The sequence below is a fragment of the Qipengyuania sp. RANM35 genome, assembly GCF_041021145.2.
GTDB classification, from domain to species: domain Bacteria; phylum Pseudomonadota; class Alphaproteobacteria; order Sphingomonadales; family Sphingomonadaceae; genus Qipengyuania; species Qipengyuania soli.
This window is the reverse complement of sequence record NZ_CM196433.1, coordinates 429,044-440,950: the sequence shown is the minus strand read 5'-3', so window position 1 is coordinate 440,950 and position 11,907 is coordinate 429,044. Positions and strand designations below refer to the sequence as shown.

Sequence of the window (11,907 nt, the reverse complement as noted above, 5' to 3'; positions counted from 1 at the left end):
TCACTTGCTTCCTACGGTCGCCCCACACGTTGAATTTCCCACTCCAGCTCGACGCCGGAATTGGCGTAGACTCGGCGTTTCACTTCCTCGCCCAGCCCTTCGATATCGGCGCTGGTCGCGTGCCCCATGTTGATCAGGAAGTTGGTGTGCTTCTCGCTTACCTGCGCGCCGCCCATCTGTAGGCCGCGACACCCGGCTGCATCGACAAGCTCCCACGCCTTCTTGCCCGGCGGGTTCTTGAAGGTCGATCCGCCGGTCTTGGTGCGCAGCGGCTGGCTTGCCTCGCGCGCTTCGGCGATGCGGTCCATCTCCGCGCCGATCACCGCTGGATCGCCCGGCACGCCCTTGAAGCGGGCGGCGACGACCACGGCACCTTCGGGCAGGACCGAGTGGCGATAGGTGTATTGCAGGTCGACGGCGGGCAACGTCACCAGCGATCCGTCGGGCAGGATGACGTCGCAATCGACCAGCACATCGCTGACCTCGCGCCCATAGGCGCCCCCGTTCATGCGGACGAAGCCGCCGACTGTGCCGGGAATGCCGCGCATGAATTCCATGCCCGCAATGCCCGCGTCGCGCGCGGTCGAGGCGACGAGAATGCCATGCGCGCCCGCACCGCAGGCGAGGACATTGTCCTCCAGAACCTCGATGCTGGCGAAGGCCTTGCCGAGCTTGATGACCACGCCCGGAACCCCGCCGTCGCGCACGATCAGGTTCGATCCGAGGCCGAGCGCCATGACCGGCAGCGAACCGTCGAGCCGTTCGAGGAACAGCACGAGGTCCTCTAGGTCGGCAGGCTCGAACAGCCAGTCGGCATTGCCGCCGCTCTTGAACCAGACGAGCTTCGCCAGTGGCGCATCATGGGTCAGCTTGCCGCGGATCCCGACGGTCGAGATGGGCGCCGCCACAGCGCCATCGACTTCGCAGTCGGGCGCCATGCCATTGTCCCAGTTCCAGACGTCGTCGGGCTGCTCCATTGTCACGCCGACCGCTCCCGCTCGATACGCCCGGCGAGTTCGGCGGCCCAGCGTGTGATGTCGCCCGCGCCGAGGCAGACGATGAGGTCACCCGCCGCGATATCTTCCGCGAGGGCCTTGGCCAGCTCGTCCTCGTTGGCAACGGTCGCGGCCGAGCGATGCCCGCGCGACTTGAGACCGGCCGCCAGCGCCTCTGCATCGACGCCTTCGATGGCCTCCTCGCCCGCGGCATAGACCGGGGTAACGAAGACCTTGTCGGCATCGTTGAAGCATGACTGGAAGTCATCCATCAGGTCGCGCAGTCGGGTGTAGCGGTGCGGCTGGACCACGGCGATCACGCGGCCAGCGCCTGCGCTCTCACGCGCGGCGGCGAGCACGGCTTTGATCTCCACCGGGTGGTGACCATAATCGTCGATGATCGTTGCGGAGCCGGTCCGCGTCTTGACCTCGCCCACGCGGGTGAAGCGGCGACGCACGCCGCCGAAGCTGGAAAAGCCGTTGACGATGACTTCGTCCGCACAGCCCATCTCGATCGCCACGGCAATCGCGGCGAGCGCGTTCTGGACGTTGTGACGGCCCGGCATGGGGAGGCGGACGCCCTCGATCCGGCGATCCTCCTCGCCCCGTTGGCGGACAATCACGTCGAACTTGTTGCCGCCTGCATCGGGCTGGACGTTGACGCCGCAGATGTCGGCCTGGAGCGAGAAGCCGTAGGTCACCACGCGGCGGTCGCGGACCTTGCCGATCACCGCCTGCACTTCGGGATGGTCGATGCACAGCACCGCCGCGCCGTAGAAGGGGACATTGTGGATGAACTCGACGAAGGCGTCCTTGACGCCCTCGAAATCGCCGTAATGGTCGAGATGTTCGGGATCGATGTTGGTGACGACCGCAATCGTCCCGTCGAGGCGCAGGAAGCTGCCGTCGCTCTCGTCGGCCTCGACCACCATCCAGTCGCTGTCGCCGAGGCGGGCGTTCGAGCCATACTGCTCGATGATCCCGCCATTGATGACCGTCGGATCGACATTGCCCGCATCAAGCAGCGCGGCGATCATGCTGGTCGTCGTCGTCTTGCCGTGCGTCCCCGCGACGGCGATGGTCGACTTGAGGCGCATCAGTTCGGCCAGCATTTCCGCGCGACGCACCACGGGAATGCGGTTCTCGAGCGCGTGGGCCACTTCGGGATTGGTGCGCTTCACGGCAGTGGAGGTGACGACGACAGCGGCGCCTTCGACGTTTTCCTTCTCGTGCCCGATCTTCACGGCAATGCCCTGCTTGCGCAGTCGCTCGACCGTGGCGCTTTCCTTCATGTCGGAGCCCTGCACGGTATAGCCGAGGTTGTTCATCACCTCGGCAATGCCCGACATGCCGATGCCGCCGATGCCGACGAAATGCACGACGCCGATATCTGTCGGAACGCCTCTCACTTGGCCATCTCCCGCGCTGCACCCTGACCTGCCGGCACGCCCTGCGACGCGCCGCGAGCGTTGTTTCCGCCGACGCGGATGACATCCATCATCTCTGCCCCGCCGAAGCTCTCGACGAGATCGGCCAGATCCTCGACCGCCTTGGGGCGACCGCAGTTCCACGCCGCGTGCGCTGCAGCAGCCAGACCCTTGGGATTGTCGGCCAGCGCCATGATCTGCTTGGCGAGTTCCTTGCCGTTGAACCTGTCCTGCCGGATCATCCGAGCCCCGCCGGCCTTCGCCAGTTCGCGGGCATTGGCGGCCTGGTGATCGTCGGTCGCGATGGGCAGCGGCACGAGGATCGCGGGCCGGCCGACCGCCGTAAGTTCGGCAATGGTCGATGCGCCTGCGCGGCCGATGAAAAGGTGCGCGTCGGCCAGCCGTGCGGCCATGTCCTCGAAATAGGTGCCAAGTTCGGCAGGGATGCCATGGGTGCGATAGCGCTCGCGAACCTTGTCGAGGTCTTCGGCGCGGCACTGCTGGGTTACCTGCAGGCGCTGGCGAACTGCTGGCGGGAGCATCGCAAGGCCGTCGGGCACGACTTCCGACAGGACGCGCGCACCCTGGCTGCCGCCGGTCACGAGGACGCGCAGCAGACCGTCCTCGCCATAGGCGGGATAGGGCTCGTCGCGCAGGCTGAGGACGCCCGCGCGCACAGGATTGCCGACGAGGTGGGTTTTCTCGAGGAACTTGGGCGCCAGCCGCTCGACCTCGGGATAGGCGGTAGCGATGGCATCGACGCGGCTCGCCAGCAGGCGGTTCACCCGGCCCAGCACGGCGTTCTGTTCGTGAACCAGCGTCGGGATGCCGGCCGAAGTCGAGGCGAGGATCGAAGGCAGCGAGGGATAGCCGCCGAAACCGACCACCGCGCTTGGCTCGAAACTGTCGAACAGGCGCAGCGCCATGCGGCGCCCTTCCATCACCGCGGAGACGCCCTTGAACCAGTTCAGGGGGTTCTTGCCGAACCGGCCTGCGGGCAGGACATGCGCGGGCATGAAGTCGGGCTTGCCGGGAATTTCGGCGCCGCGCGCGTCGGTAATCAGGGCGACGTGGTGGCCACGCCGGTCAAGCTCGGTCGCAAGCGCAAAGGCAGGCAGCAGGTGCCCGCCGGTGCCGCCCGCCGCAAGGACATAATGTCGCGTCGCACCGGTCATGGATGGATCTCGCGCTTGGGCCGCGAAGTGGTCTCGTTCATCGGGCCGCCCTGCCCTAATCCGAGCAGATCGCCAAGCCCGCGGGTCCGGCTTTTCAGGAAGGGATTGCGCCGCGTCACCGCGATCAGCAGGCCGACGCCAAGGCACACGGCGATGGTCGATGAACCGCCATAGCTGACCAGCGGCAGGGTCATGCCCTTGGACGGGAACAGCTGCAGGTTGACCAGCATGTTGATGAAGGCCTGTCCGCCGAGCAGCGCGGTAAGGCCCGCGCCCGCCAGCAGGGCGAAAAGATCCTCCTCGTCCACCAGCCGCATGAGCACGCGGGTGACGATGGCGAGGTAGAGCAGCACGATCACTGCACAGGCGAGAAGGCCGAACTCCTCGCCGATGACGCTGAAGATATAGTCGGTGTGCGCTTCGGGCAGGCTCATCTTGCGGATGCCGAGGCCATAGCCCGCGCCGGTCCAGCCACCCGCAAGCAGCGTGCGGCTGGCAAGATCGACCTGGTCGAATGCGGTGCCGCCACCAAGGAAGCTGTCGATACGGTGGCGGGCATTGTCGTAGAGGAAGTACGTTGCGGTGAGGCCGACGATGCCCCCGCCGATGACCCCGCCGAGCCGCTTCACGTCGATGCCCGACAGGATGATGAGGACAAACCACACGCCTGCAAACAGCAGCGTGTCACCGAAGTTCGGCTGCATCATCAGCAGTGCGGCGATGAGGCCCATCAGGCCGGTCGCGATGCCCTGGACCGGCAGGTTGGGATCGCGGATGCGCCACGAGAGGATCCATGCCAGCGCGATCGCGAAGGCCGGTTTGAGGAACTCTGACGGCTGGAACTGCATGCCCACGTTGATCCAGCGCCGGGCGCCGTTGATCTCCGGCCCGATGACCGGGACGAGGAACAGCAGGCCCAGCATCGCGCCGGAAATCAGGATGCCAAGCCGTCGCGCATTCTCGCGACTGAGCATGGACACGCCGATCATGGTGCCGAAGCCGAGCACCTGCCAGGCGATGTGGCGGTAGAAAAAATAGAGCGGATCGAGCTTCTCGCTCGCGGTCGAGAGGCGTGCGGCGCTGGCCGGGCTGGCCGCAGCGACGGCGATGGTACCCAGGCTCATCAGCAGCAGCACGAGTAGCAGCAGGACGCGGTCGATCTCGCGCCACCATATCTTGAGCTCGGTCCAGCGCGAGATCTTGCCCTTGGGGGTGTGGGCGGGCTGGCGCTTGCCGGGGACGTAGGGCTGGACGGTGTTCACTTGAGTGCCTCCACCAGCTCGCGGAAGTGGTCCCCGCGCTGTTCGAAGTCGCGATACTGGTCGAAGCTGGCGCAAGCTGGCGAAAGCAGGACGGTGTCGCCGGACACCGCGGCCTTCGCTGCATCGGACACCGCCTGTTCGAGCGTGACCGAGCGCTCGATTGACACCCGCCCTTCCAGCAAGCGGGCGAAATCCTCACCCGCCTTGCCGATGGTGTAGGCGGCTTTCACATGGGGCAGTTCGGCCTCGCACTCGCCCAGACCCGGCTCCTTGGCCAGCCCGCCGAGGATCCAGTGGATGTTCTCGAACGCGGCCAGCGCGGGGGCGGAAGCGGCAGTGTTGGTGCCCTTGCTGTCGTTGACGTAGGCAACGCCGCGCAGCTCGCGAACCCGCTCCATACGGTGCGGTAGTCCACGATAGCTCGCCAGTGCCGCGTTGACGGTGGGGCGGTCCAGTCCGAGGTCGAAAGCCACTGCCCAGGCGGCATAGGCGTTCTGGGCATTGTGCGGTCCCTGCAGCGAAGGCGCAGCGGCGAGGTCGAGAAAATCGCTGTCCTTTGCGTCGGGGTTGAGCGTGGTCATCTCGCCCGGCCCGTCGACACCCTCCAATGCTTCGCGGATCGCCGGGTCACAGCTGGCGTCAACGCCCGTGTGGCCAGCGGATTGCATCGCGAAGAGGCGCAGCTTGGAGGCACGATAAGCCTCGAAGCTTTCGTAGCGATCGAGATGGTCGGGCGTCACGTTGAGCAACACCGCTACATCGCAGTCGAGCGAATATGTCAGGTCGATCTGGTAGCTCGACAGTTCCAGCACGTAGACCCCGCCCTTGGGCAGCGGGTCCTGCTCGAGGATGGGCAGGCCGATATTGCCGCCCATGGTGGATGGCACGCCCGCGGTCTTGAGGATGTGGTGGACCAGCGCAGTGGTCGTGGACTTGCCATTGGTGCCGGTGATGCCGACGACCTTGTGCTTCAGCAGTCCGCCGCGCGCCTGCGCGAAGAGCTCGATGTCACCGATGACCGGCACGCCGAACTTGTCGGCATGCGGCTTGATCGGGTGGGTGTTGAGCGGGACACCAGGGCTGACCACCACGCCGGCGAAGTCCGTCAGGTCTGCCTCGACCGGATCGGCCAGCTCGACCCGCCCGGCGAACTCGGCGCGCGCTTCCTCGCGGCTGTCCCAAGCGAGCACTTGAGCCCCGCTCGCCAGCAACGCCTCGACCGTCGCCCGGCCGGAGCGCGCCAGCCCGAGGACGGCGTATTTCTTTCCAGACCAGGCGGACGAGGTGATCATCGTAGCTTGAGCGTCGCCAGCCCCATGAGTGCGAGGATGATGGCCACGATCCAGAACCGGATCACGACCTTGCTTTCCGACCAGCCGAGCTGTTCGAAATGGTGGTGTATCGGCGCCATCCGGAAAACGCGCTTGCCGGTACGCTTGAACCAGAACACCTGGATGATGACCGAAAGCGCCTCGAACACGAACAGCCCGCCGACGATGGCGAGGACGACTTCGTGGTGCGTCGCCACGGCGATGGCACCGAGAGCGCCGCCAAGCGCGAGGGAGCCGGTGTCACCCATGAACACCGCCGCCGGAGGGGCATTGAACCACAGGAAGGCAAGGCCCGCACCCATGATTGCGGCGCAGAATATCGCCAGTTCGCCCGCGCCCTCGACATAGGGAATGCCGAGATAGCCCGAATAGTCCACGCGACCGACGAGGTAGGCGATGATTGCGAAAGTACCCGCCGCGATGATCACCGGCATCGTCGCAAGGCCATCAAGCCCGTCGGTCAGGTTCACCGCATTGCCCGCACCGACGATGACCACGGCGGCGAAAGCGAAATAGAGGAAGCCCAGTTCGATCCCGAAGTCGTTGACGAAGGGCACGTAGAGGAAGGTATTGATCTGGCTGACCGTGATGTAGCTGGCAATACCCGCCACGGTGAATTCCAGCAGCAGGCGGATGCGCGCCGACACGCCCTTGTGACTGGCCTTGGTGACCTTGTCGTAATCGTCGAGGAAGCCGATGATCCCGAAGCCCAGCGTCACCGCAAGGCAGGCCCAGATGAAAGGGTTCCTGAGGTCCATCCAGATGAGGACCGAAACGGTCAGGCTGATGAGGATCATCAGGCCGCCCATGGTCGGCGTGCCGCGCTTGGCGAGGTGGGTCTGCGGTCCATCTTCACGGATCGGCTGGCCTTTGCCCTGGCGCACACGCAGCATGTCGATGAAGCGCGGTCCGATAAGCAGGCCGATGATCAGCGCCGTCATCAGCGTCGCCCCGGCGCGGAATGTCTGATAGCGCACGAGGTTGAAGATCCCTTCGAAATTCAACCATTCGGCGAGGAGGTAAAGCAATCGAGCCTCTTTGCGTCAGCGGACGCGAGTGAAGTGTTCCACGAGCCGTCCGAGGCCCACCGAATTCGAGCCCTTTACCAGCACGGCATCGCCAGCGACGATGCCGAAATCCTCGAGCAATTCGATCGCCTCGTCTGTGTTACGGCAATGCGCCCAGGCAATGGGCTTGCCAAGCACGCTGCTCTGGGCTTTCCCCAGTTCGCGCGCGAGGGCGCCCATCTCGTCGCCGACAAGCAGAGCATAGTCCACATCGGCTGCGACGACCGGTTCGGCCAGTGCGGCGTGGAACTGCGGACCGAAGTCGCCCAGTTCCTTCATGGCGCCGAGAACGGCAATGCGGCGGCCCGATGGCGTCGCACCCAGTTGCGCGAGCGTGGCACGCATGCTTGCGGGATTGGCATTGTAACTCTCGTCGATCAGCAGCGCCTTGCCGCCCGGAACGTCGATGCCATGGCGCGCGCCGCGACCCTTGAGGCCGCCCATTTCGGCCAGCGCCAGACCGGCCGCGGCCATGTCGCCACCGGCAGCGCGCACCGCAGCCATGACGGCGAGAGAGTTCATCACCCAGTGTTCGCCCGGCTCGGCGACGGTATAGCACAGCCGTCCGCCGGGGAATTCGCAGGTCACCAGGCTACCGCCATTGGCGCTGGGAATGGCATCGAGCAGGCGCATGTCGGCATGGCGGGCCTTGCCGAAGCTGACGATCCTGACACCGAGCTTGCGGGCCGAGGCCTCAAGGCGCTCGAAATAGGGGCTGTCGGCCGGGATGATCGCGACGCCGCCAGGCTCGAGGCCGAGGAAGATCTCGGCCTTGGCGTCGGCGATGGCCTCCATCGAACCAAGGTTCTCGATGTGCGCGGGCGCGATGGTCGTGATGACTGCGACATGCGGGCGGACCTGCGTGGTCAGTCCCTCGATCTCGCCGGCATTGTTCATGCCCATTTCGAAAACGCCGAAGCGGCTCCGCGCAGGCATCCGCGCAAGGCTCAAAGGCACGCCGACATGGTTGTTGTAGCTGCGGATAGAGCGGTGTGCGGCCCCGCGGCTCGCACGCTCGAGGCTGGCGAAGATGGCTTCCTTCACGCCCGTCTTGCCGACCGATCCGGTCACACCGATGATCTTTGCCGCAGTCCGTTCGCGTGCGGCGCGGGCGAGCGCCTTCAATGCGGCGGTGGTGTCCTCGACGAGGATGTGCGGCCAGTCCACGGGCCGGTCGACCAGCGCTCCGGCAGCGCCATTGGCGAATGCCTTGTCGAGGAAGCGGTGGCCGTCCATCGCCTCGCCCTTGAGCGCGACGAAGAGGTCCCCGTTGACGACATCGCGGCTGTCCATTTCGACACCGGCGACCTGGAAATCATGGCTGGCGGTGCCGCCCACAGCTTTGGCAATATCCATTGCCGACCACAGGGTCAGCGGCAGGCGGTCGCGCGGGTCCGCAGGCCAGCTTACATAGGCCGGGTGGCGCAGGATCGCAGCGCTCATGCATCACCTCTGGCAATGGCCGCCGCGCATTCGCGTGCGACCTCGACGTCGTCGAAGGGCAGTACCCGCATGGTTTCTCCCGACCCGATTATCTGACCCGTTTCGTGTCCCTTGCCGGCGACGAGGACGATGTCGTCCTCGTGCGCTTCGGCGATGGCTGCACAGATGGCTTCGCGACGGTCGCCCACTTCGCGGGCATTCGGCGCCCCTGCAAGCACCGCTTTGCGGATTTCCGCAGGATCCTCGCCGCGCGGATTGTCATCCGTCACGATCACGAGATCGCTCGCCTTGGCCGCTGCCTCGCCCATCGGCGCGCGCTTGCCATGATCGCGGTCACCGCCTGCACCCAGAACCGTGATGAGCCGCCCGGTGACGTGGGGACGCAGCGCCGCAATGGCTGCCTCGACAGCGTCGGGCGTGTGGGCATAATCGACGTAAACCGGCGCACCCGAGGGCGCGATGACGGCGCGTTCGAGCCGCCCACGGACCGGCTGAAGCCGAGCCACGGCATCCCAGACGAGTCCGGTATCGGTTCCGCTCGCCAGTGCCAGCCCTGCGGCGCAGAGCGCGTTCGAAACCTGGTAGGCACCGATGAGCGGCAGGGTGATCTTGCGCGTCTGTCCGGCGTGATCGACTGTGAGGACCTGGCCAAGCTGGGTCGGCTCGCGGCTGGTCAGGCGGATGTCTTCGCCCGCTTCGCCCACGGTCATGACCTTCAATCCGCGGCGTTTCGCATGGTCGAGGACGCGAAGGTTCCACTCGCTACCGTCCGCACCCAGCCACACGACTGCCGTGGCGTCATCGGCCACGACCTCGTCGAACAGCCGCATTTTGGCGGAGAAATAGTCCTCCATATCGGCGTGGTAGTCGAGGTGGTCGCGGCTGAAATTGGTAAAGGCGGCGGCTTCGACCTTGAGGCCTTCGTTCCGGTATTGGGAAAGGCCGTGGCTCGATGCCTCGTAGGCGACGTGGGTCACACCCTCGCGCGCGAGGCCGCTCATGTTGGAGAGGAATGTCACGATGTCGGGAGTCGTCAGCCCGGTCGATACGCTGCCGTCTGGCGTGGTCACGCCGAGCGTGCCGATGCTGGCCGCCCGCTCGCCCGCCATGCGCCAGATCTGGCGCGTCATCTCGGCGGTCGAGGTCTTGCCGTTGGTGCCGGTCACCGCGACAATGTGCTCCGGCACCGGGGTGAAGAAGCGCGCGGCGAGCTGGGCAAAGGTCTTGCGCGGATTGTCGCTGGCAATGTGGACAGCGCCCGTCACCTGCACCCCATGACGGGCGACCACGGCAATGGCCCCGGCATCCACTGCGGCGGGAATGAAGTCCTCGCCATTGACCTGCGTGCCCTGGAACGCGCCGAACACGGTGCCGGGCGCGACCTTGCGGTTGTCGATGGCGAAACCGGTCACCTCGGCATCGCTGTCGATGCCGGCAACCCCTGCCGCCGCGGTCAACCTGGAGAGTTTCATTCCGAAGCCGCCTCCGGAATAAGCGGCTTGATGTCCGAGATATCTACGTCGCGGGTATCGTCGGGACGCACGCCGATCAGCGGTCCGATGCGCGGGACGAGGCGACCGACGATGGGTGCAGCGTTCCACGCGGCGGTGCGCTGGAAGCTGGAGGCGACGGTGCCCTTGGGCTCATCGAGCATGGCGATGATGACATAGCGCGGCTTGTCCATCGGGAATGCCGCGGCAAAGGTCGAGACGATGGCGGACTTCTTGTACCCGCCCGCACCCGGTTTCTCGGCCGAACCGGTCTTGCCGCCAACACGATAGCCGGGGGCGTTGGCATTGCGTCCGGTGCCGTAGACCGCAATCGTGCGGAGCAGCTGGCGCATCCGGCTGGAGGTCGACTGCTTGAACACGCGGCGGCCCTTGGGTGCTTCACCGGGCCCAAGCTTGTGGAGCGTCGCCGGACGCCAGATGCCGCCGTTCACCAGCGCCGCATAGGCCGATGCCAGGTGCAGCGGGGTCACCGCGATGCTGTGGCCGAAGCCGACCGTCATGTTGGTCAGGCGCGGCCATTTCTTGCCCGGCCAGAGGGGAAAGCCGCGTGCCGGAATTTCGATATAGGGCCGCTCGTTCATGCCGAGGTCCATCATCGTACGGCGCATGCGTTCCGGGCCGAGCTGGTCGGCGATGCGCGCGCTAACGGTGTTCGACGAATGGATCAGCGTCTCGATGGGATTGAGCGAGGAACCAAGATTGTGGCTGTCGCTGATGGTGAAGCGACCGACCTTGACCGGCGAGGCGTCGTAGCGCTTGCCAAGATCGCGGATCACGCCGGCATCGAGGGCAGCTGCCACCGTGATCGGCTTGAAGGTCGAACCCAGTTCGTAGACCTGGTTGGTGACGCGGTTGAACATCAGGCTTTGCCCGCGCGCATCGATCTTGTTCGGGTCGAATTCGGGCAATGAAGCGAGCGCGAGGATTTCGCCCGTATCGACGTCGAGGACGATACCGGCGGCACCCTGCGCCTGGTTGAGCTTCATGCCGCGGGCCAGTTCGTCTTCCAGCGCTCCCTGCACGCGCACATCGATCGACAACGGCACCGGCGTTCCCCGCGTGGCGGGGTTGGAGAGCTTGTCGTCGAGCACCTGCTCCATACCGACGCGACCCTTGCCGTCGGCGGCAACGTATCCGAGCACGTGCGCTGCCATCGATCCCTGCGGATAATGGCGGTCGTTCTCCATCGGCATTTCGAGCGCCAGCTCGCCGATTTCTTGCACCCGGTTCGCCTCTTCGGGCAGTACGCGACGGCGAATGTATCCCTGCTTGCCGGCTGCGAACTGCGCGGCGAGCTTCTTTTCATCGAGATCGGGGAAGATGGCCTTCAGCTTGTTTGCGACTTCTTCAGGGCTCCTGACCAGCGGGTCGCCATCTTCCCCCAAAGCCTTGGGGTTGAACCAGAGTGCATATGCGGGAAACGCGCGCGCCAGCGGCACGCCGTTGCGGTCGACGATCTCCCCGCGCGGCGGCAGCAGGGCATCGGCAAATGAAGTGGCGCGCAGCCCCTGGTCGGACGCACCCAGGTAGAGGATGCGCACGATCGCGAGGAGAGCGATGAAGGCGAATGCCATGGTGATCCACAGCACGCGCCAGCGCGCCATGGTAAGCGTGCGCTGGCGAACGGTGACAAGCTGAACTCGTCCCGAAGCGACCGCCATGCTGACTGCACCGTGCCCGCTCCGACCCGCGGCAA

9 protein-coding genes are annotated in these 11,907 nt (G+C 65.8%); all 9 read right to left on the bottom strand.

All coding sequences use genetic code 11. The annotated features are described in order from the left end of the window. Positions 1 to 11: 11 nt before the first annotated feature. Genes murB through RAM60_RS02105 form a run of 9 tightly spaced genes read right to left on the bottom strand, consistent with a single transcriptional unit; the run spans position 12 to position 11,872 of the window. Positions 12 to 938, bottom strand: coding sequence for a UDP-N-acetylmuramate dehydrogenase (gene murB, locus RAM60_RS02145; protein ID WP_369026157.1), 927 nt, complete (start codon positions 936 to 938; stop codon positions 12 to 14). Positions 939 to 979: 41 nt separating this feature from the next. Continuing rightward, positions 980 to 2,404: a UDP-N-acetylmuramate--L-alanine ligase gene (gene murC, locus RAM60_RS02140; protein ID WP_369025770.1), complete on the bottom strand. Its 1,425-nt coding sequence runs from the start codon at positions 2,402 to 2,404 to the stop codon at positions 980 to 982. Continuing rightward, positions 2,401 to 3,597 carry an undecaprenyldiphospho-muramoylpentapeptide beta-N-acetylglucosaminyltransferase gene (murG, locus tag RAM60_RS02135; RefSeq protein WP_369025771.1) on the bottom strand — a complete coding sequence of 399 codons (1,197 nt, stop codon included), beginning with the start codon at positions 3,595 to 3,597 and terminating at the stop codon, positions 2,401 to 2,403. The genes murC and murG overlap by 4 nt, the downstream gene beginning before the upstream one ends. After that, complete coding sequence (locus RAM60_RS02130; protein WP_510640080.1) at positions 3,594 to 4,859, bottom strand: FtsW/RodA/SpoVE family cell cycle protein; 1,266 nt, start codon at positions 4,857 to 4,859, stop codon at positions 3,594 to 3,596. Before RAM60_RS02130 ends, murG begins: the two co-directional genes overlap by 4 nt. Continuing rightward, positions 4,856 to 6,151 carry a UDP-N-acetylmuramoyl-L-alanine--D-glutamate ligase gene (murD, locus tag RAM60_RS02125; RefSeq protein ID WP_369025772.1) on the bottom strand — a complete coding sequence of 432 codons (1,296 nt, stop codon included), beginning with the start codon at positions 6,149 to 6,151 and terminating at the stop codon, positions 4,856 to 4,858. The genes RAM60_RS02130 and murD overlap by 4 nt, the downstream gene beginning before the upstream one ends. After that, positions 6,148 to 7,218 (bottom strand): phospho-N-acetylmuramoyl-pentapeptide-transferase, encoded by a 1,071-nt coding sequence (mraY, locus tag RAM60_RS02120; protein WP_369025773.1) that lies wholly within the window; start codon positions 7,216 to 7,218, stop codon positions 6,148 to 6,150. The genes murD and mraY overlap by 4 nt, the downstream gene beginning before the upstream one ends. A gap of 15 nt (positions 7,219 to 7,233) precedes the next feature. After that, the gene (locus RAM60_RS02115) at positions 7,234 to 8,700 is read right to left on the bottom strand and encodes a UDP-N-acetylmuramoyl-tripeptide--D-alanyl-D-alanine ligase (RefSeq protein WP_369025774.1); all 1,467 of its coding nucleotides are present in this window, start codon (positions 8,698 to 8,700) and stop codon (positions 7,234 to 7,236) included. Beyond that, positions 8,697 to 10,172, bottom strand: coding sequence for a UDP-N-acetylmuramoyl-L-alanyl-D-glutamate--2,6-diaminopimelate ligase (locus tag RAM60_RS02110; protein WP_369025775.1), 1,476 nt, complete (start codon positions 10,170 to 10,172; stop codon positions 8,697 to 8,699). Before RAM60_RS02110 ends, RAM60_RS02115 begins: the two co-directional genes overlap by 4 nt. Then, entirely contained in the window at positions 10,169 to 11,872 is a 1,704-nt protein-coding gene (locus RAM60_RS02105; RefSeq protein WP_369025776.1) for a peptidoglycan D,D-transpeptidase FtsI family protein, read from the bottom strand. The genes RAM60_RS02110 and RAM60_RS02105 overlap by 4 nt, the downstream gene beginning before the upstream one ends. Positions 11,873 to 11,907: the final 35 nt, after the last annotated feature.